28 protein-coding genes are annotated in these 26,980 nt (G+C 69.0%); 14 read left to right on the forward strand and 14 right to left on the reverse strand.

Features of this window, described 5'->3' with window-relative positions:
- The first annotated feature begins 67 nt into the window (after positions 1 to 67).
- Complete coding sequence (locus ACF068_RS26065) at positions 68 to 1,555, forward strand: glycosyltransferase family 87 protein (protein WP_392276731.1); 1,488 nt, start codon at positions 68 to 70, stop codon at positions 1,553 to 1,555.
- A 146-nt stretch (positions 1,556 to 1,701) separates the two neighbouring features.
- Here ACF068_RS26065 and ACF068_RS26070 read toward each other — a convergent pair whose 3' ends face one another.
- The 3 genes from ACF068_RS26070 to ACF068_RS26080 form a co-directional block, all read right to left on the reverse strand.
- Positions 1,702 to 2,733, reverse strand: coding sequence for an alanine racemase (locus ACF068_RS26070; RefSeq protein ID WP_392276732.1), 1,032 nt, complete (start codon positions 2,731 to 2,733; stop codon positions 1,702 to 1,704).
- Between the two features lie 62 nt (positions 2,734 to 2,795).
- Positions 2,796 to 3,914, reverse strand: a complete 1,119-nt coding sequence (locus ACF068_RS26075) for a lipid II:glycine glycyltransferase FemX (RefSeq protein ID WP_392276733.1) — start codon at positions 3,912 to 3,914, stop codon at positions 2,796 to 2,798.
- A gap of 109 nt (positions 3,915 to 4,023) precedes the next feature.
- Positions 4,024 to 4,338: a hypothetical protein gene (locus ACF068_RS26080; protein ID WP_392276734.1), complete on the reverse strand. Its 315-nt coding sequence runs from the start codon at positions 4,336 to 4,338 to the stop codon at positions 4,024 to 4,026.
- Positions 4,339 to 4,609: 271 nt separating this feature from the next.
- Between ACF068_RS26080 and rpsF the strand changes: the two genes are divergently transcribed.
- From rpsF to rplI, 4 genes are all read left to right on the forward strand, one after another.
- Positions 4,610 to 4,900, forward strand: a complete 291-nt coding sequence (gene rpsF, locus ACF068_RS26085; protein ID WP_004950685.1) for a 30S ribosomal protein S6 — start codon at positions 4,610 to 4,612, stop codon at positions 4,898 to 4,900.
- 76 nt (positions 4,901 to 4,976) lie between these two features.
- A complete protein-coding gene (locus ACF068_RS26090) occupies positions 4,977 to 5,558 on the forward strand; it encodes a single-stranded DNA-binding protein (protein WP_392276735.1) in 582 nt (193 codons plus the stop codon).
- A gap of 61 nt (positions 5,559 to 5,619) precedes the next feature.
- Complete coding sequence (gene rpsR, locus ACF068_RS26095) at positions 5,620 to 5,856, forward strand: 30S ribosomal protein S18 (protein WP_005315025.1); 237 nt, start codon at positions 5,620 to 5,622, stop codon at positions 5,854 to 5,856.
- A gap of 17 nt (positions 5,857 to 5,873) precedes the next feature.
- Positions 5,874 to 6,320: a 50S ribosomal protein L9 gene (gene rplI / locus ACF068_RS26100; RefSeq protein WP_392276736.1), complete on the forward strand. Its 447-nt coding sequence runs from the start codon at positions 5,874 to 5,876 to the stop codon at positions 6,318 to 6,320.
- A gap of 139 nt (positions 6,321 to 6,459) precedes the next feature.
- On the opposite strand, the gene ACF068_RS26105 is transcribed toward rplI, so the two are convergent.
- Positions 6,460 to 7,797: an MATE family efflux transporter gene (locus tag ACF068_RS26105; protein ID WP_392276737.1), complete on the reverse strand. Its 1,338-nt coding sequence runs from the start codon at positions 7,795 to 7,797 to the stop codon at positions 6,460 to 6,462.
- 424 nt (positions 7,798 to 8,221) lie between these two features.
- On the opposite strand from ACF068_RS26105, the gene dnaB reads away from it, so the two are divergent.
- Complete coding sequence (gene dnaB, locus ACF068_RS26110) at positions 8,222 to 9,712, forward strand: replicative DNA helicase (RefSeq protein WP_392276738.1); 1,491 nt, start codon at positions 8,222 to 8,224, stop codon at positions 9,710 to 9,712.
- 270 nt (positions 9,713 to 9,982) lie between these two features.
- Positions 9,983 to 11,287 (forward strand): TnsA-like heteromeric transposase endonuclease subunit, encoded by a 1,305-nt coding sequence (locus ACF068_RS26115; RefSeq protein ID WP_392276739.1) that lies wholly within the window; start codon positions 9,983 to 9,985, stop codon positions 11,285 to 11,287.
- A 12-nt stretch (positions 11,288 to 11,299) separates the two neighbouring features.
- Here ACF068_RS26115 and ACF068_RS26120 read toward each other — a convergent pair whose 3' ends face one another.
- The 3 genes from ACF068_RS26120 to ACF068_RS26130 form a co-directional block, all read right to left on the reverse strand.
- Positions 11,300 to 11,701 carry a hypothetical protein gene (locus tag ACF068_RS26120; protein ID WP_392276740.1) on the reverse strand — a complete coding sequence of 134 codons (402 nt, stop codon included), beginning with the start codon at positions 11,699 to 11,701 and terminating at the stop codon, positions 11,300 to 11,302.
- Positions 11,698 to 12,096 (reverse strand): hypothetical protein, encoded by a 399-nt coding sequence (locus ACF068_RS26125; protein WP_392276741.1) that lies wholly within the window; start codon positions 12,094 to 12,096, stop codon positions 11,698 to 11,700. Before ACF068_RS26125 ends, ACF068_RS26120 begins: the two co-directional genes overlap by 4 nt.
- A gap of 325 nt (positions 12,097 to 12,421) precedes the next feature.
- Positions 12,422 to 13,663 carry a hypothetical protein gene (locus ACF068_RS26130; RefSeq protein WP_392276742.1) on the reverse strand — a complete coding sequence of 414 codons (1,242 nt, stop codon included), beginning with the start codon at positions 13,661 to 13,663 and terminating at the stop codon, positions 12,422 to 12,424.
- 199 nt (positions 13,664 to 13,862) lie between these two features.
- Between ACF068_RS26130 and ACF068_RS26135 the strand changes: the two genes are divergently transcribed.
- Together ACF068_RS26135 and ACF068_RS26140 are read left to right on the forward strand one after the other, a co-directional pair.
- Entirely contained in the window at positions 13,863 to 14,198 is a 336-nt protein-coding gene (locus ACF068_RS26135) for a hypothetical protein (RefSeq protein ID WP_392276743.1), read from the forward strand.
- A gap of 443 nt (positions 14,199 to 14,641) precedes the next feature.
- Positions 14,642 to 15,037: a hypothetical protein gene (locus ACF068_RS26140; protein ID WP_392276744.1), complete on the forward strand. Its 396-nt coding sequence runs from the start codon at positions 14,642 to 14,644 to the stop codon at positions 15,035 to 15,037.
- Between the two features lie 255 nt (positions 15,038 to 15,292).
- Here the strand turns inward: ACF068_RS26140 and ACF068_RS26145 are convergent, their stop codons facing one another.
- The gene (locus ACF068_RS26145) at positions 15,293 to 15,766 is read right to left on the reverse strand and encodes a MarR family winged helix-turn-helix transcriptional regulator (protein WP_392276745.1); all 474 of its coding nucleotides are present in this window, start codon (positions 15,764 to 15,766) and stop codon (positions 15,293 to 15,295) included.
- Between the two features lie 82 nt (positions 15,767 to 15,848).
- Here ACF068_RS26145 and ACF068_RS26150 point away from each other — a divergent pair, with 82 nt between their 5' ends.
- Positions 15,849 to 16,787: a zinc-binding alcohol dehydrogenase family protein gene (locus tag ACF068_RS26150; RefSeq protein WP_392276746.1), complete on the forward strand. Its 939-nt coding sequence runs from the start codon at positions 15,849 to 15,851 to the stop codon at positions 16,785 to 16,787.
- A 160-nt stretch (positions 16,788 to 16,947) separates the two neighbouring features.
- Here the strand turns inward: ACF068_RS26150 and ACF068_RS26155 are convergent, their stop codons facing one another.
- Positions 16,948 to 17,511: a dihydrofolate reductase family protein gene (locus tag ACF068_RS26155; protein ID WP_392276747.1), complete on the reverse strand. Its 564-nt coding sequence runs from the start codon at positions 17,509 to 17,511 to the stop codon at positions 16,948 to 16,950.
- A 148-nt stretch (positions 17,512 to 17,659) separates the two neighbouring features.
- On the opposite strand from ACF068_RS26155, the gene ACF068_RS26160 reads away from it, so the two are divergent.
- Entirely contained in the window at positions 17,660 to 19,036 is a 1,377-nt protein-coding gene (locus tag ACF068_RS26160) for a serine hydrolase domain-containing protein (protein WP_392276748.1), read from the forward strand.
- Positions 19,037 to 19,104: 68 nt separating this feature from the next.
- On the opposite strand, the gene ACF068_RS26165 is transcribed toward ACF068_RS26160, so the two are convergent.
- Positions 19,105 to 19,557, reverse strand: a complete 453-nt coding sequence (locus tag ACF068_RS26165; RefSeq protein WP_392276749.1) for a GNAT family N-acetyltransferase — start codon at positions 19,555 to 19,557, stop codon at positions 19,105 to 19,107.
- Positions 19,558 to 19,592: 35 nt separating this feature from the next.
- Positions 19,593 to 20,054, reverse strand: a complete 462-nt coding sequence (locus ACF068_RS26170; RefSeq protein WP_392276750.1) for a MarR family winged helix-turn-helix transcriptional regulator — start codon at positions 20,052 to 20,054, stop codon at positions 19,593 to 19,595.
- A 140-nt stretch (positions 20,055 to 20,194) separates the two neighbouring features.
- Between ACF068_RS26170 and ACF068_RS26175 the strand changes: the two genes are divergently transcribed.
- The 3 genes from ACF068_RS26175 to ACF068_RS26185 all read left to right on the forward strand — a co-directional run bounded on the left by ACF068_RS26175 (position 20,195) and on the right by ACF068_RS26185 (position 24,079).
- A complete protein-coding gene (locus tag ACF068_RS26175; protein ID WP_392276751.1) occupies positions 20,195 to 21,412 on the forward strand; it encodes an MFS transporter in 1,218 nt (405 codons plus the stop codon).
- 41 nt (positions 21,413 to 21,453) lie between these two features.
- Positions 21,454 to 21,876 carry a heme-binding protein gene (locus ACF068_RS26180; RefSeq protein WP_392276752.1) on the forward strand — a complete coding sequence of 141 codons (423 nt, stop codon included), beginning with the start codon at positions 21,454 to 21,456 and terminating at the stop codon, positions 21,874 to 21,876.
- A gap of 769 nt (positions 21,877 to 22,645) precedes the next feature.
- A complete protein-coding gene (locus ACF068_RS26185) occupies positions 22,646 to 24,079 on the forward strand; it encodes a globin domain-containing protein (protein ID WP_392276753.1) in 1,434 nt (477 codons plus the stop codon).
- A 101-nt stretch (positions 24,080 to 24,180) separates the two neighbouring features.
- On the opposite strand, the gene ACF068_RS26190 is transcribed toward ACF068_RS26185, so the two are convergent.
- The 3 genes from ACF068_RS26190 to ACF068_RS26200 form a co-directional block, all read right to left on the reverse strand.
- Entirely contained in the window at positions 24,181 to 24,660 is a 480-nt protein-coding gene (locus ACF068_RS26190) for an NUDIX domain-containing protein (RefSeq protein ID WP_392276754.1), read from the reverse strand.
- 61 nt (positions 24,661 to 24,721) lie between these two features.
- Positions 24,722 to 25,618, reverse strand: coding sequence for a LysR family transcriptional regulator (locus tag ACF068_RS26195; protein ID WP_392276755.1), 897 nt, complete (start codon positions 25,616 to 25,618; stop codon positions 24,722 to 24,724).
- A gap of 215 nt (positions 25,619 to 25,833) precedes the next feature.
- Positions 25,834 to 26,955, reverse strand: coding sequence for a cystathionine gamma-lyase (locus ACF068_RS26200; RefSeq protein WP_392276756.1), 1,122 nt, complete (start codon positions 26,953 to 26,955; stop codon positions 25,834 to 25,836).
- Between the last annotated feature and the right edge of the window lie 25 nt (positions 26,956 to 26,980).

Below are 26,980 nucleotides of genomic sequence, written 5' to 3' on the forward strand. Positions count from 1 at the left end.
AGCGTTGTTCCCGGAGCGTTGTCCACAGGCCGCACCGGTCCACAGCCGCGTGCGGCAGGATGTCCCCATGCCGAGCCCACACAAGACGACGAGCGCCCACCAGGACCGGCCCGTCGTGCCCCCGACCCGGCGGGACGAGGTCGCGGCCGCCGGGAGCGAGCTCATCGGGGGCCCCGTCGGCCGCTGGGCACGGCTCGGCGGCGGCACGCTCACCTCCGTCCGGGTGATCGCCCTCGTCGCGATCGGGATGTTCGCGCTGGGCATGGTGCAGAAGCTGCCCTGCTACAACTGGGCGTGGTTCCGCGGGACCAGCTCGCAGTACACCCATGCCTGCTACTCCGACATCCCGCACCTGTTCGTGGGACGCGGCTTCGCCGACGGGCTGGTCCCGTACTTCGACCGCCTCGGCGGTGACATGGAGTACCTCGAATACCCGGTGCTGACCGGCCTGTTCATGCAGGTGGCGTCCTGGCTGACGCTTCCCTTCGACGGTGACCTCCAGCACCGCGAGCAGATGTACTGGATGGTCAACGCGGGGATGCTGATGGTCTGCGTGGCCGTCCTCGCCGTCTGTGTCGCCCGTACGCACCGCGACCGCCCCTGGGACGGCCTGCTGGTCGCGCTGGCGCCCGCCTTCGCGCTCACCGCCACCATCAACTGGGACCTGCTCGCGGTGGCGCTGACCGCCGCCGCGATGCTGATGTGGTCGCGGGGGCGCGCGCTCGCCTTCGGGGTGCTGCTGGGGCTGGCCACCGCCGCGAAGTTCTATCCGTTCCTGCTGCTGTGGCCGCTGCTGTTGCTCTGCGGGCGGGCCGGGAAGTGGCGGGAGTTCGGGCTCGCCGTGGTGGGTACGGCCGGCTCATGGCTGGTGGTCAACCTGCCGGTGATGCTGCTGGCGCCCGAGGGCTGGCGGAAGTTCTACGCCTTCAGCAGCGAGCGGGGCATCGACTTCGGGTCCTTCTGGCTGGTCATCACCCAGCGCACGGGCCTGAGCATCGAGGCGGAGACCGTCAACACCTACGCCAGCGTGCTGATGGCGCTGGCCTGCGTCGGGGTCGCCGCGCTGGCGCTGACGGCTCCGCGCCGACCGCGTTTCGCCCAGCTGGCGTTCCTGGTGGTGGCCGCGTTCATCGTCACCAACAAGGTCTACTCGCCGCAGTACGTCCTGTGGCTGATCCCGCTCGCCGCCCTGGCCCGCCCCCGCTGGCGGGACTTCCTGGTCTGGCAGGCCTGCGAGGTCATGTACTTCACGGGGATCTGGATGTACCTCGCGTACACGACGAGCGGCGACAAGCAGGGGCTGCCGACGGAGGGCTACCAGTTCGCCATCGTCCTGCACCTGGCCGGGACGCTGTTCCTGTGCGCCATGGTCGTACGGGACATCCTGCTGCCCGAGCGGGACGGGGTCCGGCGCGACGGGACGGACGACCCGTCCGGAGGGGTGCTGGACCGCGCGGAGGACGTCTTCGTGCTCGGCCGTGCCGCGCACCCGCCCCAGCACGCCGCGCACGCGGTCCAGGGACCGCGCGTGGAGTGGGGTGTCGTACGGGAATGAGGCGGGCCGCCCGGGCGGCCCCGGCGCCCCCGGGCGCCCACCGGGGCCGGGCGGGCCGCTGAAGGCCCGGCGGCGGGCTGAGGGCCCCTGGGGAGCCCCGGGGCCGCCCCGGGGACCGGCGTGGCCCCAGGGCGGGCGTACGGGACCTAGCGCTCGACCAGGCGGTCGAACTGCGTCGTGGTGTGCCGCAGGTGGGCGACGAGCTCGTCACCGACCTTGGGCTCCTGGGCGTCCGACGGGACGAACAGGATGGACACCTGCATGTGCGGCGGCTCGGCGAACCAGCGCTGCTTGCCCGCCCACACGAACGGCGACAGGTTGCGGTTGACCGTCGCCAGGCCGGCCCGGGCCACGCCCTTGGCGCGCGGCATCACGCCGTGCATCGCCTTCGGGGCCTCCAGGCCCACTCCGTGCGAGGTGCCGCCGGCGACGACGACGAGCCAGCCGTCGGAGGCCGCCTTCTGCTGCCGGTAGCCGAAACGATCACCCTTGGCGACGCGCGTGACGTCCAGGACCGCGCCCCGGTACTCCGTCGCCTCGTGGTCGCCCAGCCACAGCCGCGTACCGATCCGCGCGCGGAACCGGGTCTGCGGGAACTGCTGCTGGAGCCGGGCCTGCTCGTCGGCCTTGAGGTGGCTGACGAACATGGTGTGCAGCGGCAGGCGGGCCGCGCGCAGCCGGTCCATCCAGCCGATGACCTCCTCGACGGCGTCGGTGCCGTCCGTGCGGTCCAGCGGCAGGTGCAGGGCGAAGCCCTCCAGGCGGACGTCCTCGATGGCCGCGTGGAGCTGGCCGAGCTCGTGCTCGCCGATGCCGTGCCGCTTCATCGAGCTCATGCACTCGATGACGACCCGGGCCCCGACGAGGGCGTGGACGCCGTCCACGGACGACACCGAACGGATCACCCGGTCCGGCAGCGGGACGGGCTCCTCGCCCCGGCGGAACGGCGTGAGGACCAGCAGGTCGCCACCGAACCAGTCCTTGATGCGGGCCGCCTCGTACGTCGTGCCGACCGCCAGCATGTCGGCGCCGAAGCGGGACGCCTCCTCCGACAGCCGCTCGTGGCCGAAGCCGTAGCCATTGCCCTTGCACACCGGGACCAGGCCCGGGAACCGGTCGATCACGGTCTTCTGGTGCGCCCGCCAGCGAGCGGTGTCGACGTAGAGGGAGAGCGCCATGGCCGGCCCGGAACCTTTCTGTGGCTGCGGTGATACGAAGGTGACTACAAGACTACGGAACGTCAGCGGCGGGACATGTACATGTCGAGCGCCTTGTGCAGCAGCTTGTTCAGCGGGAAGTCCCACTCGCCGATGTACTCGACGGCCTCGCCGCCCGTGCCCACCTTGAACTGGATGAGGCCGAAGAGGTGGTCCGTCTCGTCCAGCGAGTCGGAGATGCCGCGCAGGTCGTAGACGGTCGCGCCCATCGCGTACGCGTCGCGCAGCATGCGCCACTGCATCGCGTTCGAGGGCCGGACCTCGCGGCCGATGTTGTCGGAGGCGCCGTAGGAGTACCAGACGTGCCCACCGACGACGAGCATGGTGGCCGCCGACAGGTTCACGCCGTTGTGGCGGGCGAAATACAGCCGCATGCGGTTGGGGTCCTCGTTGTTGAGGACGGTCCACATGCGCTGGAAGTACGACAGGGGGCGGGGCCGGAACCGGTCGCGGACGGCCGTGATCTCGTACAGCCGCTGCCACTCGGCCAGGTCCTCGTAGCCGCCCTGGACCACCTCGACACCGGCCTTCTCGGCCTTCTTGATGTTGCGCCGCCACAGCTGGTTGAAGCCCTTGAGGACGTCGTCGAGCGAACGGTTCGCCAGCGGCACCTGGAAGACGTAGCGGGGCTGTACGTCGCCGAAGCCGGCGCCGCCGTCCTCGCCCTGCTGCCAGCCCATCTTGCGCAGCCGGTCGGACACCTCGAAGGCGCGCGGCTCGATGTACGAGGCCTCGACGTCCCGCAGCCGCTTGACCTCCGGGTCCTGGATGCCCGACTTGATCGCGGCCGCGTCCCAGCGGCGGATGACCACCGGCGGGCCCATCTTCACGGAGAAGGCGCCCTGGTTCTTCAGGTGCGCCAGCATCGGCTGGAGCCAGTCGTCCAGGTTGGGCGCGTACCAGTTGATCACCGGGCCCTCGGGCAGGTACGCGAGGTAGCGCTTGATCTTCGGGAGCTGGCGGTAGAGCACCAGGCCGGCGCCGACGAGCTGGCCGTCCTTGTCGAACCAGCCCAGGTTCTCCGAGCGCCACTCCGTCTTCACATCAGCCCATGCGGGGACCTGGCAGTGACTCGCCGCGGGCAGGGTCTGGATGTACGCCAGATGCTGCTCTCGGCTGATGGTCCTCAGGGTCAGGCTCATGCGGGGCGCTCCTCGGCAGGTGTGTCCCCATGGGTACAGGGGCTCCGGCTCTCGCGCCGAAGCCTACTGGCACCGAGGAGCGCCCCGACTGGCCGTACGCCAGGAGGGCCTAACCGAGCACGCCGCCGAACAGGCCGCCGTGTGCCATTCCCAGGCCCAGACCGATCGCCGAGGCGCCCATGCCGATGATCAGCAGGGTGCGCTCGCGTGTCGTCTCGGAGATGAACTGGCCGTACGCGCCGGTGACGATGCCGATCAGGCCCGTCCACGAGCTGATCAGGTGGAGGCTGTGGAACTGGGCCGTGATGAAGGCGACGGCGCCCAGCACCAGGGTCACCGCCATCAGCGTGTCCTGGAGCGGATGGGGTCTGCCGTCCGTGGCGAGCAGGGACGAGGTGGGGTGACGGTGGAATGCCTGGGCCATGAGGTACCTCCTGGCTGTGCCGGAAGGCGGCGCATCGTAGCGCCGCACGCACCCGATGTGTACAGATTGCGTCCCCTGACCACAGGATTTCAACCGGAAGCCGGTGTGCGGGTACTCTGTACGGTCTGCACCGGTGTCTGCCCATGTCCTGACCAGGGTCCCTCTTCGACGAGGGCGATTGTCAGTGGCGGCGGATACCGTTGCTCACGCATCACGACCCTCCTGCCACGGAACGACCGTGGCCGCTGAGTCCAAAGGAGGTGGGTTCCACATGCGTCACTACGAGGTGATGGTCATCCTCGACCCCGATCTCGAGGAGCGCGCTGTCTCCCCGCTGATCGAGAACTTCCTCTCCGTCGTCCGTGAGGGCAACGGAAAGGTCGAGAAGGTCGACACCTGGGGCCGTCGTCGTCTCGCTTACGAGATCAAGAAGAAGCCCGAGGGCATCTACTCGGTCATCGACCTGCAGGCCGAGCCTGCGGTCGTCAAGGAGCTCGACCGCCAGATGAACCTGAACGAGTCGGTCCTCCGGACCAAGGTCCTCCGTCCCGAGACCCACTGAGCCCTCTCGCTCAGAGGTCATCGGGTTCGAGTAGCAGCAGCAAGCAGCCAGAAGCAATCCCGCCGAGAGGTTCCCCATGGCAGGCGAGACCGTCATCACGGTCGTCGGCAATCTTGTCGACGACCCCGAGCTGCGCTTCACCCCGTCCGGTGCGGCGGTCGCGAAGTTCCGCGTCGCGTCCACTCCCCGCACCTTCGACCGCCAGACCAATGAGTGGAAGGACGGCGAAAGCCTGTTCCTGACCTGCTCGGTCTGGCGCCAGGCGGCGGAGAACGTCGCCGAGTCGCTCCAGCGAGGCATGCGCGTCGTCGTGCAGGGCCGGCTGAAGCAGCGGTCCTACGAGGACCGCGAGGGCGTCAAGCGCACGGTCTTCGAGCTGGATGTCGAGGAAGTCGGCCCCAGCCTCAAGAACGCCACGGCCAAGGTCACCAAGACCACCGGCCGCGGTGGCCAGGGCGGCTACGGCGGAGGCGGCCAGCAGGGCGGCGGCAACTGGGGCGGTGCCCCGGGTGGTGGCCAGCAGGGTGGCGGCGCTCCCGCCGACGACCCGTGGGCGACCAGCGCGCCGGCCGGCGGCCAGCAGCAGGGCGGTGGAGGCAGCTGGGGCGGAAGCTCCGGCGGTTCCGGCGGCGGCTACTCGGACGAGCCCCCCTTCTAGGCCCCCGGGCTTAGAAGCGCGGGCTCGTGCCCACACTTCTTGATCACACAGGAGATACACCATGGCGAAGCCGCCTGTGCGCAAGCCGAAGAAGAAGGTCTGCGCATTCTGCAAGGACAAGACCGCGTACGTGGACTACAAGGACACGAACATGCTGCGGAAGTTCATTTCCGACCGCGGCAAGATCCGTGCCCGCCGCGTCACCGGCAACTGCACGCAGCACCAGCGTGACGTCGCCACGGCCGTCAAGAACAGCCGTGAGATGGCGCTGCTGCCCTACACGTCCACCGCGCGATAAGAGAGGGTGACCGAAACATGAAGATCATCCTCAAGCACGAGGTCTCCGGCCTCGGCACCGCCGGCGACGTCGTCGACGTCAAGGACGGTTACGCCCGCAACTACCTGGTCCCGCGCGGTTTCGCGATCCGCTGGACCAAGGGTGGCGAGAAGGACGTGGCGCAGATCCGCCGCGCCCGCAAGATCCACGAGATCGCGACCATCGAGCAGGCCAACGAGATCAAGGCCCAGCTCGAGGGCACGAAGGTGCGCCTGGCCGTTCGCTCCGGCGACGCCGGCCGTCTCTTCGGCTCCGTGACCCCGGCGGACATCGCTTCGGCGATCACGTCCGCGGGTGGCCCCGAGGTCGACAAGCGTCGTGTGGAGCTCGGCTCGCCGATCAAGACCCTGGGTTCGCACCAGGTCTCCGTGCGTCTGCACGCCGAGGTCGTCGCGAAGCTCGGCGTCGAGATCGTCGCCGCCTGAGGCACTGAACTCAGCGGATCGCCCAGCGATCCTTGAGTGACACAGAAGGGCCGCACCTCCGGGTGCGGCCCTTCTGCGGTCCCGGAGCGCGTTGGTGCCTGCGCCGTGGGTCGCGTTTCACGTGAAACCACGGGTGGGGTCAGCGGGTGGCGCCGGTGACCACCCAGCGGCCGGATCGCATCCGCATCCACAACGTCAGCATCCGGACCGTCATCATCAGGCTCATGGCCCACCACAGCACGGTCAGGCCGCCGCCGAGGGCCGGTACCAGCAGGGCGACCGGTGCGAACACCGCGAGCGTCACCACCATGGCCCCCGCCAGATACGGGCCGTCGCCGGCGCCCATGAGGACACCGTCCAGCACGAAGACCACCCCGGCGATCGGCTGGGCGAGAGCCACGACCAGCAGGGCGGGCAGGAGCGTGTCCCGGACCGTCTGGTCACCGGTGAACAACGGGATGAAGAGGGGACGTGCCAGCACGATGAGCACGCCGAGGAGGACGCCCGAGGCCACGCCCCACTCGACCATGCGCCGGCAGGCCCGCCGGGCCCCCTCGGCGTCTCCGGCGCCCAGGTACCGGCCGATGATCGCCTGTCCCGCGATGGCGATGGCGTCCAGGGCGAAGGCCATGAGGCTCCACAGGGACAGGATGATCTGATGGGCGGCCACATCGGCGTCCCCGAGCCGGGCGGCCACGGCGGTGGCGATCATCAGGACCGCGCGCAGCGCGAGCGTACGGACCAGAAGGGGAACCCCCGCCTGGGCGCTCGCCCGTATCCCGGCGGCATCGGGCCGGAGCGAGGCGCCGTGCAGCCGGGCTCCCCGGACGACCACGATCAGATAGGCGGCCGCCATGCCGCACTGGGCGATCACCGTGCCCCAGGCGGAGCCGGCAATACCGAGCCCGGCCCCGTACACGAGCCCGACGTTCAGCATCGCGTTGGCGGCGAAGCCGGCGATGGCCACGTACAGGGGAGTCCTGGTGTCCTGGAGGCCACGGAGCACACCGGTTGCGGCCAGCACGATCAGCATCGCCGGTATGCCGAGGCTGGAGATGCGCAGGTAGGTGGTGGCGTACGGGGCGGCGGTGCCGGAGGCGCCGAAGAGGTCGACCAGCCAGGGCGCCCCGGGCAGGGTGACGGCGATGACACCCAGGCCGAGCAGCAGGGCCAGCCAGATGCCGTCCATGCCCTGGCGGATGGCCGAGGGAAGGTCGCCGGCGCCGACCCGGCGGGCGACGGCCGCGGTGGTCGCGTAGGCGAGGAAGACGAAGACGCTCACCGCGGTGGCGAGGAGGGCGGCCGCGATGCCCAGACCGGCGAGCTGGGGGGTGCCCAGATGGCCGACGACGGCGCTGTCGACCATGACGAAGAGCGGCTCGGCGACGAGTGCTCCGAAGGCCGGCACGGCGAGCGCGATGATCTCGCGGTCGTGGCGGCGGCGTTCGCTCTTCGGTCGTGAGGGGGCCTGGGTCATGGGGGCAATCTAATCTTCCACAGGTAAGAGATGCAAGGGGCTTTGGATCCTTACCGATCACGGAGTTGACGCTTCGGGTGTGCGCCGTTTGTTCTGATCTTGAGCCGACGGCGAAAGTTTTTCTCCCCCACAGCCGGTGGATGGAAGAACAGCAGGTCAGAGGCGTTGTGGAGGTGGGGCTATGAGTTTGTCCACACGGCTGTCCCCCGGTCCGTGCACAGGTTCTGCGGGGTTCTCCACAGCATCTGGGTCTTCACCCACAGGCCCTGTGGATAACCAGATTGGCTGACGGTGCCCGCGGGCCTACCGTGGTCCGGCGCTCGACGCGCCAAAAGCGGAGTTGAGCCTCTCGCTTTGTCAGTGTCGTGCCGTAGAAAGAGTGGCACGGCGAGGGTCCGCGGAGCGGACGGGAGGAGGTGGGCCGGTGAGCATTCCCGAGCCCTTGGACGACCCCTGGGCCGACACCGGTCCCAGTGACCGTCTGCCCGTCACCCGTCAGCGCGGGAGTGACAGCCGCGGCCGCGGCCAGGGCCGCGACGAGCAGCACGAGCGGGGCAGCGAGAGCGGGCCCTGGGACAGCGGTGCGGGCGGCTTCGAGCGGGTGCCGCCGCAGGACCTGGACGCCGAGCAGTCCGTGCTCGGCGGCATGCTGCTCTCCAAGGACGCCATCGCGGACGTCGTGGAGATCATCAAGGGCCATGACTTCTACAAGCCGGCCCACGAGACGATCTACACCGCGATCCTCGACCTCTACGCCAAGGGCGAGCCGGCCGACCCCATCACGGTGGGCGCCGAGCTGACCAAGCGCGGAGAGATCAACCGGGTCGGTGGCGCGTCCTACCTCCACACCCTGGTCCAGTCGGTCCCCACGGCGGCGAACGCCTCGTACTACGCGGAGATCGTCCACGAGCGGGCGGTCCTGCGCCGGCTCGTCCAGGCGGGCACCAAGATCACACAGATGGGATACGCCGCCGACGGCGACGTCGACGAGATCGTCAACTCGGCGCAGGCGGAGATCTACGCGGTCACCGAGCAGCGCACCAGCGAGGACTACCTCCCGCTCGGCGACATCATGGAGGGCGCTCTCGACGAGATCGAGGCGATCGGTTCGCGCAGCGGCGAGATGACCGGCGTGCCGACCGGTTTCACGGACTTCGACTCGCTGACGAACGGCCTGCACCCGGGCCAGATGATCGTCATCGCAGCCCGTCCCGCCATGGGTAAGTCCACCCTGGCGCTGGACTTCGCCCGCGCGGCCTCGATCAAGAACAACCTGCCGAGCGTCATTTTCTCCCTGGAGATGGGCCGCAACGAGATCGCGATGCGTCTGCTGTCGGCGGAGGCGCGGGTGGCTCTGCACCACATGCGCTCCGGCACGATGACGGACGAGGACTGGACGCGTCTGGCCCGCCGTATGCCGGACGTGTCGCAGGCGCCGCTCTACATCGACGACTCCCCCAACCTGTCGATGATGGAGATCCGCGCCAAGTGCCGGCGGCTCAAGCAGCGGAACAACCTCAAGCTGGTCGTCATCGACTACCTCCAGCTCATGCAGTCCGGCGGCTCCAAGCGCGCCGAGAGCCGTCAGCAGGAGGTTTCGGACATGTCCCGAAACCTGAAGCTGTTGGCCAAGGAGCTGGAGATCCCGGTGATCGCCCTGTCCCAGCTGAACCGTGGCCCCGAGCAGCGGACGGACAAGAAGCCGATGGTCTCGGACCTCCGCGAGTCCGGCTCCATCGAGCAGGACGCGGACATGGTGATCCTGCTGCACCGCGAGGACGCCTACGAGAAGGAGTCCCCCCGCGCGGGCGAGGCGGACCTGATCGTGGCCAAGCACCGTAACGGCCCGACAGCCACCATCACGGTCGCCTTCCAGGGCCACTACTCCCGTTTCGTGGACATGGCCCAGACCTGATCGCGCCTGTTGTAGGGTCTCAAATCCAGCTTCATAATCTCAGCATCAGCTGCATATGAATGGCATTTATGCAGCCACCATGAGACTCGCAGCTCGGAGCGTTCACTCTTCCGGGTGACGCAAGGGGCGACCTCTCCATGCGGGGAGCGAACGCTGACACCTTGGCTACACGGGCAGTCATTCGTGGGCTGGGGGTGCGGTGGACGTCGCACGACGGTGAGTATCCGTCATCAACGTGGTGCTCTCGTAGAGGACCGAGACTGGCATACGGTGCCTGCCGACCTCCTGCAGTCGGCTTGTCCGTGGCGGACGTTCCGCTGGCACAAGGGCCAGAAGCACTACTCAGGCACTTACTGGTCGGCGACGATGCGCGATCACGTGATCTACGAGTCGCGACTGGAGCTGTCGCGGTTGCTCTTCGCCGATTTCGATCCGGCCGTACGCGGCATCGTGGCCCAGCCCTTCTTGCTGAAGACCGTGCTGGAGGGGAAGGTCCGTCGGCATATACCGGACTATCTCCTCCTCACCGAGCAGGTACCGGTGGTCGTCGACGTCAAGCCGCTGCATCGGTTGTCCAAACCAGAGGTGGCGCTCACCTTCGATTGGACCCGGCAGGCGGTGGAGTCGCGGGGATGGAGGTATGAGGTCTGGAGCGAGCCTCCGGCCGTGGAGCTGGAGAACATCCGGTTCCTGGCGGGCTACCGACGGGACTGGCGCCACCCTGCCGGCCGGGCTCTCCCTGCCCGGCCCCGACCCGGCGCACGTCGACCTACCCCGCCTGCACCAGCTCGTCCGCGAACGCCAGCACCCTGTTCAGCACGCTGCCCAGGTCCTGGGCACGACCGTCGAGGCCATCCGGCACGTCCTGACGAACATCCAGCCCCTGCACCCCCGCTGACGAAGAGCACCGCCAAGGCCACCGGCCGCATCCGGCAACAGGCCCGGCAAGCCATTTCGGCAGAGCGCTTCACCCGGCTCTACCTTGACGAGCACCGGTCCCTCCAGCAGATCGCCACCCTCACCGGCTTCTCCCGCAGAGTGCTGACCGACCTTGCCAAGGAGTACGGCATCCCGCTCCGCGAGGGCCCCAAGGACTACAAGCGCCGCGGCACCGTCGAACGGGCCTGGCTCATCGAGCAGTACGTCCACCGCCGCCGGACGCTGCCGGACCTCGCCCGAGAAGCTGGCATGAGCACCGCGAACATGGCCCGCTGGGCCAAGACCCACAACGTTCCGCTGCGACCACGCGGAGGATCCAGTCACAGCCAGGTACTTCGGGCAATCGACCAGGCCAGCCGAGCACCAAGCATCCTCCGGCCGGCACTCGGCGGCCAGGGGGCCAGCGAACGGTTGAGCCGATTCGCGGCTGCATCTGCCTACCCCAGCCTCGGTGCCGCAGCGAGCGGCCTCGGCCTCAACACGTTCACCCTCGTCGCACAGATCAACCGGATCGAACGAGAACTCGGTGGACCACTCCTGGTCCGGGCGGAACGCGGTAGGCCCATGACGCTCACTCCCCTGGGGAAGAAGGTGCTCAAGGCCATTCGAAAGATGCAGGACAACACGATGCCCTGAGACGCGGCGTGATCATTCCGGGTCGGCAATGCGTCGAAACACCCCGTCGAACTCGCCGGATGCCACCAGCCCGGCAATCACGCGCACCATGCTGCCGATGCCGGGATTCCGCACGATCAGCCCGTCCGCGCAGAAGAAGCACTGCCCGGAGACCGCCTCTCCGCTCGCCTCCCAGCTCCGCATGAGCCGGTCCACCTCGGCGAGAGTGAAGATCGTGGAACTCCAGCGCGACCCGTCGGCAAGATGAACCTCGGCATCGACGTTGCAGACCTCTTCGATCGCCTCGTCCGGTTCCACGAGGAAGAGCACCTGGAAGCCGGCGGCCCGAACCCGGTAGTAGGGAGCCTCCCAGTCGGCATCAGAAGCCCGGCCCTCGGACGCCGGGCCCGCCTGTTGCGGCATCGACGTCGTCACTGAAGCTCCTCACCCGGCGGTATGAAGGCGTCGGCGCTGTCGGCGTCCTCCACATGCCCCTGAGCATTGACTGTGATGGCAGTCGCCCGGCCCTGCGAAGTGATCAACCAGGCCAGCACCTGCTCCGTGAGAGGTGATCCACCCGGCCCTTCATCCGTCCAGTGTGCCCGCCATCCCCCACCGGGTATCGCGGCGACCACCTGATCGGCCCGCTCCAAGTGGGAGAAGTCCACGTAGTCCGTGACCTGGCGCAGTGCCCCTCGCTGCGGGTCGACCACCAAGGCTGTCCCGGTTGCGGGATTCCATCCCTCCACGCGCACCATGCGACCGATCTCGGTCTCAGTGCCATTGAAGATCGCGGTCCATCCGGTCTGATTGAAGTATCGGAGTTGCATGGCGTCATGATCCCGGAGGTCCGGCGACCTGCTCGACCTCCGTGTCGTGGAAGCCGTGGTTATCAAGAAACCGGTAGGCCGGTGATACTGATGTCAAAGACCCGACGGACTGTGGAAGCGGACCCAGACATTCCTGTAGGGCTCACGGAGCTTGTGGCCGACCGGCGGGCAGCCGGGCCAGCGTTGCTGTCACAGATCCGTCAGAAGCACCCGCACATCTCCAGTCAGTGGAGCCGCGACTGGCTCCCCAAGCAGGGGACGCCGCCGAGTAGGCGGGAGAGAGCGCGGTCAGTGGATTGCTGCTTTTCTATGCTGGTGCACACATTCACTCGTTGGGGGACTCCGTTGCCAGCGGGATACCGCACCGCCAGCAGTCGTTCGCGTGGTCGTCCTGGCAGACGTAGCCGATGGCACCATCCACGCACCATTCGGCGGCCTCCTCGGACAGCAGGTCGGGCCCGGCAAGGAGCAGCCGACGAAATTCCGTGGTGTCCGCAATGTCGGTCGGCCGGTTGGTGAACCACTCGTCGAACCAAGGCTTGTCCCGGTGTATGTGCCAGTGCGCATTCTCCCGGTCGTCGACAGCCGTAAGAAACCGATCGACGATGCGCCCCCAACTCGGTGCTCCGAACCAGCCGTTGTCGGACGCACAGAAGGATTCGATCAGGGTTCGCAGGCCGAACTCCTTCTCGTGAAGGCAGTACCTTCGCCCCCATGAGATCGCGACCTGTGCCATCTCCGCGAGTTCTTCTCGCGGATCAACCTCGTGCGCCGGGTCGTCAGGGTTGTGGCAGGCCAGCCCGAGCTCGAGTACGGACTGCCCTGTCGGTAGAACCCGGGACGGGTTGACGATCGCGAGACCGAGACCGATCCAGTCGACATGGTCGAATGACAGCATCGAGCGCACGAGTCGGGTGGTTGCCGTGTTGATCCGCATCATTGTGCCGTCGTGGAGCGGACTCTTCCCGGCATGCCAGCTCTCGACGGGTGTGTTGCGCCACACGGCGAGCGTGATGCGGGTGGCAGCGAGCCACAGCAGGGCGTCGTCGTCGAGGTGCCCGAACCGCTTGGCACACTCCTGGGCGCCGTAGGTGATCAACTCTTCCGGTTTCGGCCACCTGTGGCTGTCGGGCCCTTCAGGCGCGTACTCATAGTCGTCGGCGTACTCGTCGAGGATCGCGCTCAACTCGGTCGCGCTGTAAGCCTCGCTGTACTCGGAGCTGTCCGGCTCCTCGACGGTGTACGTGTCGTGGTCCCAGGAGACGTACACGTCGCCCCAGAGCACGACGTCGTCGCACTCGCTGGCGTTGTCCGTCACAACCGGCCTGATGGTGATCGGGGCAGTACGCCCGTCGGTTCGCTCGCCGTCCTTCTCGGCGGCCCATGCGGTGATGATCTCGAGTGGCTTCGGAAGGAGAGGGCCGACCTCGGTGATGCTGAAGGGTTCGTCGTCGTCATCGGTGTCGAACCGGCTGTTGACGAACGCGACCGCCTCGGAGGGCGTGCTGACGATGGCCTGGGTACCGCTCTCGTTGTCAACCACTCGCCACAACGGGCTGTTCTTCACGGTGCTCTCCGATCGGTGAGTGCACCCGGGGTGGGTGCGATGCGCCGGGTCGCTCGGCACTGACACCAACTTATGGGCTGATCAACCCATCCGTAGTCCCGAAGGTGCTTGTCGGCGATGACGTTCGGTACGTTCGCGTGCAACCTGCATTTCGCGACCGCGGCGACACAGCAGAGTCCAAACAGTGGAGGAGGCGAAGATGGCGCTGAACAAGAAGGGTTCCCGGCGCATAACCGTTGACGGGATCGAGTACCGCTGGCGGATCCGCAGGAAGCCCTCCTACATGCAGGGACTCTGCTGGACACCGATGACCTATGCAGTTGAAGCGGCCAGCGGCAGCCAGCCGGGCGCGACCTTGATCGTCACCAGCGGCCAGGCCCATCCCAGTAACTGGGTGGGTGCCGAGGCAATGCCCATCCGCCCAACCCACGTTGCTTCCAGCATCCGAGAAGCACGGAACCGAGGCTGGGAACCAACGAGGGCCGGGTTTCCTTTTCAGCTCGACCGATCCTCAGGGTTCATCGCCCAGCCATGAGACAGAGCGAAGAGGGGCAACCCATCTCGGCCGAACTGCCGCAGAGGCTCCAGGCATGGTTCGCCGAGCATGAGGACCGCTTGCAGTCCTGCGGAATCACGGGTGCCATCCAGCAGTCGCCCGAGGACGGCCGAACCAAGACCAGCACCTGGATGACGCTCGAGAACGATGAGTACGTCGCGTGCTCATTGTCTGGAGCAGCGGGGAAGCCGAGCTTGAGTACGGGGACGTGGCAACAGGCCAGGTCCGACAACAAAGCACCGGGATCTCTGCACCGTCCAGGACCTCCTCGACGCCATCGAGACCATCCGTGAATGGATCCGCACGAGGGCGAGCCATCCCTAGAAGGGTGACCCCCGGCGAGTTTGAGAAGCCTGGGCAGATTGCAGCCCGACCCCCGCCGACCTCTCAGTGTTCCGAGGGCTTCTTGGCATCATCTCGGCATGGCCCCAGTTCTTCCCCGCACTGTCCGAGCCGTCGACACCGCTCAGCTCCTGGACCTGGCCCAGGAGGCCGCCATGCACAGCTTCAGCCAGCGTCTCCCGGTCGACTGGCTCCGCGAGCATCTCGCTGCGGAGGCGACGCACTACCTGTTCACGACGCTCGTGCAGCGGCTCACGCACCGCCCCGCGATGCCGCTGCAGTGGAGGTGTCAGCAACTGCTGGCCGTCAACACCGGCGAACAGATCTGGGGTCTGCTCGACGTCCTTCCCGACACGTTCGGCAAGATCCCGGAGACCCTGGACACGGCCTCCAAGAAGAACATCGTCAGCCGCATCGAGCGAGCAGTAACCGTGCGCGAGTGGATGGAACGGGTTGGCGCCGAAGCAGGTTCGTGACGCCCCTGGGCAGCGGTGCAGCCTGCTGGACAGTCTGAGGAAATGACACCGATCTGAGACAGACGCCGGCCGGCAGGTCGTGAGACTCAACAAGGACGTCCAGGTCACAGCGTCGGCAGATGACACCGAAAGCGAGAACCTACATCTGTTGTAGGTTCTCAAAACTTTCGGGTGATACGAGCCGTTTCTGCCCGCTCTCCTGACACTTGGGCGGGAAGGCTGCCTCGCTGTCTTCCCGGCATGCGTGGCGAGCTGCTATTCGCCACCTGGGCCGGTTTCGGCGCAGGGCTCATCCTGCTGGACTATGCGCGCGAGGAGACCCATGAGCTGGGTTCGCTCGGCAGGCGTCAAGCCGGCGGTCAGCTCATCGTTCGCCTCACGTCCCAGTTTCTCCGTCTGAAGCAGGCGGCGTTCCCCGCTCGGTGAAAGGGCGATGGCGTTCTTGCGGCGGTCCTTGGCGTCCGGCGTGCGGGTCACCAGGCCGTCGATCTGGAGGTCGTTGAGGATCGCGACCATGTCCTTGGGGTCGATGCTCAGGCTGCGGCCCAGCTCGGCCTGCGATACGGGTCCCAGTTCGGCGACGGCTGACAGCACGGCATGGTGCATCATCCGCATGCCCACCTGAGCGAGGGCCTCGGCGACGAGGCGGTGCCCCCGAGCTGCTGCGCGACCCAGGAGCCAGCTTGGAAGGGAGCGGATACGGGCGGGAGCGCTGGTGGTCTCGGACATAGGGCCAGACTAACCAGAAAATCATTGGGGCCACCTACGATTCTTTGCTATCGTTGGGTGACCCAATGATCTGGAGGTGTGCATGCGGCGGGTTCGTTTCTATGAGTACGGCGGTCCGGAAGTGCTCCGCGTCGAAGACGCGGAGGCTCCCAAGCCCGGCCCGGGGGAACTACTGGTTCGCACGGAAGCCATCGGCGTGACCCTTCCCTCCGTGCGCAAGGTTCGTGGAGACGGCGGCAGGACGCCGCTACCGGGGGTCCTTGGAGGTGAGATCGCCGGAACGGTGATCGCACTCGGCCCGGAGGTGACGGATTTCCAGGTCGGCGACCGCATCACGTCGCTCACTTTCAGCGGCGGCTCGTATTCCGAACTGGCAGTCGCCCCCGGCTTCATGGCGAGCCGCATACCGGACGGAGCGAGCGCCGTCCAGGCCGTCGCGCTGGTGCGCAGTGGACACGTCGCCTTCGCCGCCCTCGCCACGGCCCGCCCCCTCGTCAGCGAGTCGGTCCTGATCACGGGCGCCGCGAGCGGAGTGGGGCATCTCGCGGTCCAACTGGCCAAGCTTCAGGGCATCGAACGGGTCGTCGCGGCGGTGAGTTCGCACACCAAGGCGGAGTTCCTCCGCGGTCTCGGCGCCGACGAGATCGTGACCTACGACAGCGAACACTGGGGGGAGCCGGTCGACGTCGTCCTGGACGGAGTCGGCGGAGATCTACTCCCACGCGCCGTCTCCGCTCTTGCGCCCGGCGGGCGACTCGTCTTCTTCAACTCGGGCGGCGGCACCGTTCCCGCCTTCGACCTCCTGGCAGGATCGAAAACCATCACCGGGCTCAGCATGGCGAGGTTTGCCGGCACTCACCGCGAGCTGTATGACCAGCATGGCGAAGAGCTGTGGAAGCTGACCCTGTCCGGACAGTTGCAGCCGGTCGTCCACGCCCGAATTCCGCTGGCTGACGTGGCACGAGCGCACGAGATCATCGAAGCCCGTGCCAACCTCGGCAAGGTCGTCCTGCTGCCCTGACGGTGATGCTGAGCCGCATCGGGAAACGCGTGGCCTCTGCGGGCGGGAGGCCCCCGCAGAGGAAATGACAACGCGTGGCCGCTGCGGCCGGGAGAGCCGGCGGATGGACGGCAGCAATGCCACTGCCAGGAGACTCGCCGTTCGGGGGCCTCGCTCTTGCTCAGCGCCTCGTCTCGTACCTGGTCAGGATCACGCCGCAGGGAAGCGTCCGCGTCTCCACCAGGTTCAGGTTCACCCAGTTGTCCAGCGCGGTGAAGAACGGCGTGCCGCCGCCCACCAGGACCGGCGCGGTGGCCAGCACGTACTCGTCGATCAGCCCGGCCCGCATGGCCGCCCCGGCGAGCGTCGCGCCGCCGATGTCCATCGGGCCGCCGTCCCCGGCCTTGAGCCGGGTGATCTCGGTGACCGCGTCGCCGGTGACCAGGCGGGTGTTCCAGTCGACCTTGTCGATCGTCGAGGAGAACACCACCTTCGACATGTCCCGCCAGCGGCGCGCGAACTCGCGCTCCGCCGGGGTGGCGTTGGGCTGTTGGTCGCCGGTCGGCCAGTAGGAGCTCATCGTCCGCCACAGCTTGCGCCCGTACAGCGACAGGTCGTTCGCCTGCAACCGGTCGGACCAGAACTGGAACAGCTCGTCGCTTGGCACGCTCCAGCCGATGTCGTCGCCGGGCGCGGCGATGTAGCCGTCCAGGGACACGTTCATGCCGTAGATCAGTTTCCGCATGGCGCCAGCCTTCCGTGAGTCGGTCTCACACGTACGGACCGACGCGGCGCGGGAAATCCATCGGCGCAGAAGATCGACATGCCATCGGCGGCGAGACCCTACAGCCGCGTGTTCGACGGCACGGGGGCGGGGCGGATAGACCTGGGGCATGACGTCATCCTTCGAAGCACTTCTCCCCGGTACCGAGCGCGCCCTGCTGCACCGGGTGGCGACCGCGCAGGCAGAGGGGCGGACGCCCTCCCTCGTCGGCGCGGTGGCCCGGGACGGCCGCATGGTCTGGGAGGGCGGCCGTAGCTGTGTCGTCGGGCATGCGCCCGACGCGGACACCCAGTACCGGATCGGGTCCATCACCAAGCCGTTCACCGCCGTCCTGGTGATGCGACTTCGCGACGAAGGCTTGCTCGATCTGGGCGACCCGCTGGAGAGGCACCTGCCCGGGACGGGCGTGGGCGACGTGACGATCGCTCAACTCCTTTGTCACAGCTCCGGATTGGCGGCCGAGTCGCCCTCCCCGTGGTGGGAGCGGACCCCTGGGACGGGTCGCCCGGCCCTTGCCGACGTACTGGGTGAGCGGCCGGTGCTGCACCCGGCGGGGCGGCGTCACCACTACTCCAACACCGGGTACACCCTGCTGGGTTCTTTGGTCCAAGCGGTGCGGGGAGTGCCGTGGGAGGAGGCCCTGGCGGTCGAGGTCCTGGAGCCCCTGGGGCTGGAGCGTACGACCATCCGCCCCGTGACGCCGCACGCCGGTGGCTGGGCCGTGCACCCGTGGGCCGATGTGATGCTGCCCGAACCGTTGGAGGACCTCGGCTTGATGGCGCCCGCCGGGCAATTGTGGTCCACGGCGGCGGACCTCTGCCGGTTCGCCGCGTTCCTGGCGGAGGGGGACGAGCGGGTGCTCGGCGCGGAGACGCTGCGCGAGATGCGCACCCCTGCCGTGGCTCCCGAGGCGGGGGACTGGGACGGCGGCTACGGGCTCGGGTTGCAGCTGGTCCGGCGGGACGGGCGTGCCCTGGTGGGGCACAGCGGATCGCTGCCGGGTTTCGTCGCGGGTCTGTGGATGAGCGTCGAGGACGGGGTCGCCGCGGTGGTGCTGGCCAATGCCACCTCGGGTCCTCTGCCGGGGGTGGTCGCCGCCGACCTCGTACGGATCGTGGCGGAGGCGGAGCCGCGTATGCCGGCGCCCTGGCGGCCGCTGCCGGAGATCGATCCCACGCTGTTGGAGCTGACCGGGCCCTGGTACTGGGGTACCTACTCCTATGGGCTGCGCGTCCTTGCGGGCGGTGGCGTCGAGCTGTGCCCCTTGCGGGGTCCGGGGCGCGCCTCCCGTTTCCGCGCGGAGCCCGACGGGACCTGGACCGGCCTGGACGGCTACTACGCGGGGGAGACCTTGCGTGTGGTGCGGCGCGAGGACGGCTCGGTGAGTCACCTCGACGTCGGCTCGTTCGCCTTCACCCGCGAGCCGTACGGGCCGGAGGACGCGGTGCCGGGCGGTGTCGACCCGGACGGCTGGCGTGGTCTCTGAGCCGGAGATGTTTCACGTGAAACGGCGCCCCGGGCCCGGGGCGCCGTTTCACGCGTACGGCCTGGGTGTCACAGCGCCAGTTTGAAGCCCAGGTGCGAGGCCTCGAAGCCGAGGCGCTCGTAGAAGCGGTGGGCGTCGGTGCGGCTGGCGTCGGACGTCAGCTGCACCAACTGGCACTGCTCGCGCCGGGAGGCGGCGATGCCCCACTCGATGAGCTGGGTGCCGAGACCGCGACCGCGTTCATCGGCGTGTACCCGGACCCCCTCGATGATCGACCGGGTGGCGCCCCGCCGGGACAGTCCGGGGATGATCGTGAGCTGAAGGGTCCCGACGACGCGCTCTTCGCGCACGGCCACGACCAGGTGCTGGTTCGGGTCGTCCGCCAGCCGCTCGAACGCGGCGGTGTACGGGGCGAGGTCGTCGGGCGTCTCGCGCAGCGCCCCCAGGGGGTCGTCGGCGAGCATGGCGACGATCGCGGGGATGTCGGCGGGAACGGCCGGCCTGATCTCAAGATCGCTCATGGGTGCAGGCTACGGGGCTCATGAGCCCGCTCGGGTCAGCCCACCGGTACGTGCAGTTCCTCCACGGTCCTGACCAGGGGAGCCAGCTCCGGGTTCTTCGCGGCCTCGTCGAGCGCTTCCCGCAGCGCGGCGTCATTGGTGGGCCGGGCCTCGGCGAGCAAGGTCAGCCCGGCCTCGGTGACATCGGTGTAGATGCCGCGTCGGTCGGTGTCGCAGAGGTACCGCGTGAGCAGACCGCGGTCCTCGAGGCGGGTGACGAGCCGGGTGGTGGCGCTCTGGCTGAGGACCACCGCGTCCGCCACCTGCTTCATCTGGAGATGCCCCCCCGGCCCGTTGTGCTGCCGGCTCAGGACGTCGAGCAGAGAGAACTCGCGCACGCTCAGCCCGTGCTCCGACTCCAGCGCGCGCTCGATGTGTGCCTCGATCTTGCCGTGGAGCAGGGAGAGCGCACACCAGCCCTGGGAGAGGGCGGTCAGTGCCGGATCGGTGGCTGTCATGGGATCTCTCCTCGGTCCAGGAGCGGCTTGTCACCAGGATAGACGACGGACGCAATAGCCCGCGCTTGCAATTAACCCGCGTCTGCAATTATTGTGGACGCTCGTAAGGTGCAGACGCAATCTTCTGGAAGGTGTACTCCATGCCGCTCGCGCTACTCGCCCTCGCTATCGGGGCCTTCGGTATCGGGACCACCGAGTTCGTGATCATGGGCCTCCTCCCCCAGGTTGCGGCTGACTACCAGGTGTCGATCCCGACCGCCGGCTACCTCGTCACGGGCTATGCGCTGGGGGTCGTCCTCGGCGCCCCCCTGATGACCGTCCTCGGCACCCGGGTCTCCCGCAAGCGCATGCTGATGGTGCTGATGGGGCTGTTCATCGCGGGCAATGTCCTGTCCGCCGTAGCCCCTGTCTTCGGGCTCATGCTGGCCGGCCGCGTGGTCGCGTCCCTCGCGCACGGAGCGTTCTTCGGCATCGGGTCGGTCGTCGCCGCCGACCTCGTCGCTCCGGAGAAGAAGGCCGGCGCCATCGCGATGATGTTCACCGGGCTGACCGTCGCCAATGTGGTGGGCGTGCCCGCCGGGACCTTCATCGGCCAGACCGTCGGATGGCGCGTGACCTTCTTCGTCGTCGCCGCCCTCGGCGTCCTCGGCCTGCTGGGCGTCGCCAAGCTGGTGCCCGAGCAGCCCAGGCCCGAAGGCGTCCGCCTGCGCCACGAGCTCGCCGCGTTCCGCAACATCCAGGTGCTGTTGGGTATGGCGATGACCGTGCTGGGCTTCGGCGGTGTCTTCGCCGCGATCACCTATGTCACCCCGATGATGACCGAGGCCGCGGGCTTCGCCGAGTCGTCCGTCACCTGGCTGCTCGTCCTCTTCGGCCTCGGCATGGTCGGCGGCAACCTGATCGGGGGCAAGCTCGCCGACCGCGCGCTGATGCCGCTGCTCTACGTGTCGCTGGGCGCGCTCGCCCTGGTGCTGGCACTCTTCACCGTCACCGCGCACCACCGGATCGCGGCCGCGGTCACCATCTTCCTGATCGGTGCGCTCGGCTTCGCGACCGTGCCGCCCTTGCAGAAGCGGGTCCTCGACCAGGCCTCCGGCGCCCCCACCCTGGCGTCGGCGGTGAACATCGGCGCCTTCAACCTCGGCAACGCGCTGTCCGCCTGGCTCGGCGGCATCGTCATCGCGGCGGGCCTCGGTATCACCGCCCCGAACTGGGTCGGCGCCGCGCTGGCCGCCTCAGCCCTGGCGCTGGCCGTCCTCTCCAGCGCCCTGGAGCGCCGGGACGTGCGGCGTGGCAGCCGGATCGTCGCCGGGGCCGCCGCCCCCGAGGCGGTCGCCGTCCCCGTGACGCAGCACTGACCCGTTCCCCGCCCCACCCGTCACCAGCAAGGAGCCCCCTCATGAGCACCACCACTGCCGTCGCCCCTCTGACCACCCAGGACGCCGAGACCCTCGTGGACACGGCCCGTCGGGCCGCCGAAACGGCCGGGATCACCGTCGCCGTCAGCGTTCTGGACGCGGGCGGTCACCTGCTGGCCTTCCGCCGCGACGACCGCGCCGTCCTGATCGCCGGTGAGACCAGCACGCGTAAGGCGTTCACCGCTCTCCAGCTCGACGCCCCGACGGCCGACCTGGTCGAGGCCGTCCAGCCCGGCGGCCCGTTCCACACCCTTCCCACCGCACTGGACCGTCCCCTGCTGTTCATCGCGGGTGGCGTCCCCGTCCACCGCGACGGCCGGCTGATCGGCGCCATCGGCGTCGGCGGTGGCGCCCCCGAGCAGGACCACGGCTTCGCCACCACGGCGGTGGAGGCCCTGGCCTAGAGGGTGTCTCGCCGATCGTGCCGGGCGCTCGACGCCGAAGCGGTCTGATCGACACGCCCCCCCCTGGGGCGTTGGGGCGTCACCTACCGCTCCCCATACCCGTCCCACCGGCCCGCAGGAACCTCCGGCCGGGGGGACGGACTGTTTCCGGGCGCGCAGACGGCGGCCACGACGGGGTGTGACTCCAGGGCCTGGTGGCAAGAACCCGACGAGCGGGGCGCTTGCGTTGTTTCACGTGAAACACGGTCCACGGCACGGCTCGTGCAGGGTGCGGGTCTCGACGAAAGTGAAGAGCGCGAACCGACTCTGTGGAGGGTTGGGGGTGGAGCTGGACGCGTGCGTTGCCTACGGTGATTCCATGTCCGGCGCGGAGATCTCCGGGGCAGCCCCGATAGGGGAATCACCGCGGCCCCTCATCCGTCCGGGCTTTCCCCCTACCCATTGACGGGAGGCGATCTCCGCAAGGCCTACGAACCGGTACGAGCCGACTGTTAGTTGCAGGACACGGCGGTAACGCAGCCTAACGAAATCCGGGGACGAAAACCGGGCTTTCCGTACTCGCTCCGACGAGTCCGCACCTCCTGCCACGCTGCGACCACGCCCCTGCGGTCGATGTCACAGCGCCCCCTAGACATCCCGTTCGGCAATGCGGTTAAGGGCTACTGTGGGCGGCGGGCAGCGACTACGGCGATAACGGCGAATTGAGGCACCTTCCGTTGCTGACGGAAGTGCACAGACCGACCGAAAGATGTTCGAGGCGAGGCACTCTATGGACGCTCCGACCACCATGTCGGCCGACAACGGTACTTCCGATGACAACGGCGGGGGCGGTGGCTGGTTCACACCGCGCAAGCCGGTCGGCGACGCGCTCGCCGGATCCGGCACCGCGCGGGCAGATGAGCACCGGGTGTCCGAGGCGGCCGCAGGTCGGGTTCCGGAGGAAGACCAGGAGCGCATAGCCGGCGGGCGGCAACCGCTCACGTCCATACGCAGGGTCGGCTCCGCCGCCACACGCACCGACGAGTCGGAGACGACCGGGGCCGAGCGCGACTCACCCGCCGCTCCCGAGCCGCCCGCGGCGGTCACCGAGACGGGCTCGCCCGACGCGGTGCGGGTCCGGCGGACGCTGGCCGAGATCGCGCCCGTGGCCGACAAGGTCACCTCGTACTTCTACGCCCTGCTCTTCATCCGCAGCCCCGAGCTGCGCGCACTCTTCCCGGCCGCCATGGAGGCCCAGCGGGACCGGCTGCTCAGAGCGCTGCTGACCGCCGCCGAGCACATGGACGACCCGGGGGTGCTCACCGACTACCTCCAGCACCTGGGCCGCGGCCACCGCAAGTACGGCACCGACGCCTCGCACTACCCCGCTGTCGGCGAGGCGCTCATCGGGGCCCTGAGCCGGTACGCGACGACGACCTGGGACGAGGAGACCGAGGCCGCCTGGGTGCGGACGTACACCACCATCTCCCAGATCATGATCGACGCGGCCGCCGAGAACGAGCGGCACGCGCCCGCCTGGTGGCACGCCGAGGTCGTCTCGCACGACCTCAGGACACCCGACATCGCGGTCGTCACGGTCCGCCCCGACCAGCCGTACCCCTTCCTGGCCGGGCAGTACACCAGCCTGGAGACGCCCTGGTGGCCACGGATCTGGCGGCACTACTCGTTCGCCTCCGCGCCCCGCTCCGACGGCTTGCTGTCCTTCCACGTGAAGGCGGTGCCGGCCGGCTGGGTGTCCAACGCCCTGGTCCACCGTGCCCGGCCGGGTGACGTCCTGCGCCTGGGGCCGCCCGCCGGGTCCATGACCGTCGACCACAGCACCGACAACGGCCTGCTCTGCCTCGGCGGGGGAACCGGGATAGCGCCCATCAAGGCCCTGGTGGAGGACGTCGCGGAGCACGGCGCCCGGCGGCCGGTCGAGGTCTTCTACGGCGCCCGCACCGACCACGACCTGTACGACATCGACACCATGCTGCGGCTCCAGCAGTCCCACCCGTGGCTGGAGGTGCGCGCGATCATCGACGGCAGGACACAGCTACCGGACGCGGTGCGCGAATACGGGCCGTGGAACGAGTACGACGCCTACCTCTCGGGCCCGGTCGGCATGATCCGCAGCGGGGTCGACGCGCTGCGGGGCGTCGGAGTGCCGCACGACCGCATCCGCCACGACTCGCTGGAAGAGCTGGTGGCGGCGGCCGACTGACGTCCCCGGGGGCCGACTGACGTCCCTGGGGGACCGAATGACGTCCCTGGAGGACCGACTGACGTTCCCGGCGGTCACCACCCCGCCCCGGGAGCCGGTCCTCAGCCCAGGTCAGGGGCGTGCATCGCCCGCACGCCCTCGATGTTGCCGTCCAGGTAGTGCCGCAGCGACATCGGTACGAGGTGCACCGCGGCGATACCGACCCGGCTGAACGGCACCCGGACGATCTCGTACTCGCCCACGGGCTCGTCGACCTCCGGGCCGTGCCGCCGCCCGGGGTCCATGGACTCCAGCCGGCACACGAAGAAGTGCTGCACCTTCACGCCCGAGACGCCGCCGTCGACGATGTGTTCGACCGTGTCGACGAAGCACGGCACCACATCGGTGATCTTGGCGCCCAGTTCCTCGTCGACCTCCCGGTGGAGTGCGTCGACGACCGTCGCGTCCTCCGGCTCCACGCCGCCGCCCGGAGTGACCCAGTACGGATCCATACCGGGCTTGGTCCGCTTGATCAGGACGAGGTCGTCACCATCGAGCAGGATGGCGCGTGCGGTGCGCTTGACCACTGGACGTTCGGTCATGGCTTGAAAATGGCCCGAAGCGCCCCGTCTGAAACACTCCCGGCGCGCGGTCCACGGGCCGTCACCAGTCCGTCGCGGCCCGCAGCAGCGATTCATGGGCGCGCGCGATGTGCGGCAGGGCCAGCGTTCCGGTGCGGACCACCACGAAGTAGGTCCGCAGGGGAGGCACCGGCGGGTCCAGGAGCGCCACCAGCCGGCCACTGGCCAGGTCGTCCTCGCACAGGTAACGCGGCAGTACGGCGAGGCCGGCGCCCGAGGCGGCGGACTCCAGGACGGCCCGCAGATCCGGTACGACGACCGTGGCCGCGGCGGCCGGCTTGGACTCGAAGACCGCCGCCCAGTAGCGGGCGACGAACGGCAGCGACTCGTGCACCTCCACCACCGGTAACTGCTCCAGCACCACGGCGCCCTTGCGCAGCAGGACACCGGGGGCCAGCCGGGCGGCCCAGCGCGGTGAGGCGACCAGGACGTGCTCCTCGTCGCAGAGGGGGGTCGCGGTGAGCAGGCCGCCGCGCGGGCGGGCGGTGGCGATGGCCAGGTCGTGGTGGCCGGCGGCCAGCCCGTCCAGGACCTCGTCGGCGGCGGAGACCAGGGAGGTGCGTAACGCGAGCCCCTGGGAGACCAGCGGGGTGAGGGCGGGCAGGGCGCGTTCGGAGACGAACTCGGGCGGCCCGGCGAGGTGGAGGGTGCGTACCCCCGACTGGTCGTCCAGGCCCGTCTCGGTGATCTCCACGAGAGCGTCCAGGTGCGGGGCCGCGCGGTGGGCGAGTTCGTCGCCGATGGTGGTGGGGGTGACGCCACGCGCTTGGCGGAGGAACAGCGGGCGCCCCAGCTGCCGCTCCAGCGTGCGGATCTGGCTGGTCACAGCCGGTTGGGACAGGCCCAGCAGGGCGGCGGCCCGGGTGAACGAACCCGCCCGGTGCACCGTGACGAACGTCCGCAGCAACGCCAGATCCATGCGCCTCCCCCCTCCGCCTCGGCCACGTCCGGCTGACGGCGCCTCGGGGCCGACCGTCCAACTATAAATAAGTCGATAGGTCTCTGTCGCTACCGTGATTGGACACTGACACAGAGTCAACTAGCCTTGTTCTCGCGGTCATCCGCCGGAAAACGCGGACGGTCCGAGCCATGAGGGGGGAGGCTCGGACCGTCCGTCCGGCGTAGGCCGACCGCTCAGGCCGTCTCGTCGAGCGCGCGGAGCACGTCCGCCACCAGGTCATCGGCATCCTCGGCCCCGACCGAGAAGCGCACGAACCCCTCGGGCACCGCGTCCCCGCCCCATCGCCCGCGCCGCTCGGCCGTGGACCGCACCCCGCCGAAGCTGGTGGCGTCGTCCACCAGCCGCAGCGCGTCAAGGAAGCGTTCCGCCCGCTCCCGGCCGGGCAGGACGAAGGAGACGACCGACCCGAAGCGCCGCATCTGCCCGGCCGCGACCTCGTGCGACGGGTCGCCCGGCAGTCCCGGGTACCTGAGGCCGCTCACGTCCCGGTGGGCCGACAGCGCCTCGGCGAGCGCCAGCGCGGTCGCGCACTGGCGGTCGACGCGGAGCTGGAGCGTGGCCAGCGACCGGTGCGCGAGCCAGGCCTCCATCGGGCCCGGGATCGCCCCGGCGATCTTGCGCCAGCGTCGTACCGACGCCGTCAGCGAAGCGTCGCGGCAGGTCACATGACCGAGCAGGACGTCCCCGTGCCCGGTCAGGCCCTTGGTGTCGCTGGCGACGGAGAAGTCCGCGCCCAGCTCCAGCGGACGCTGACCGAGCGGGGTGGCGAGCGTGTTGTCGACGGCGACGAGCGCGCCCCCGGCGTGCGCGGCGGCCACCAGGCGCCGGACGTCGCACACGTCCAGGCCGGGGTTCGACGGCGTCTCGATCCACAGCAGGCGCGCCCCGTCGAGCACCGAAAGCTGGGCGTCCCCGCCCGTCGGCGCGGTACGCACCTCGATGCCGTACCCCTCGAGCTGCTCGCGCACCAGGGCCAGCGCCTGGTAGCCGTCGGCCGGCAGGACGACCGCGTCCCCGGCTTTGAGCCGCGAGAACAGCACGGCGGAGATCGCGGCCATGCCGGAAGCGAACACGACCGTCTCGACGTCCGGATCGCCCGGTGCCTCGAGCTCGCCGATGGCCCGCTCCAGGTGCGTCCAGGTCGGGTTCTCGTCCCGCCCGTAGGTGTACGGGCCGGTCGGCTCGCCGGGCAGGTGGTAGTGGGCGGCGAACACCGGGCCGGGAAGGGTCGGTTCGTACGCCTTCGGTTCGGGAAGGCCGGCTCGTACCGCCCTGGTTCCGTCACCCCATGTCATGCGGCACCCTCCTTCGGACCGTTCC

The organism is Streptomyces sp. NPDC016309, assembly GCF_043077235.1.
In the GTDB taxonomy this organism is placed as follows: Bacteria; Actinomycetota; Actinomycetes; order Streptomycetales; family Streptomycetaceae; genus Streptomyces.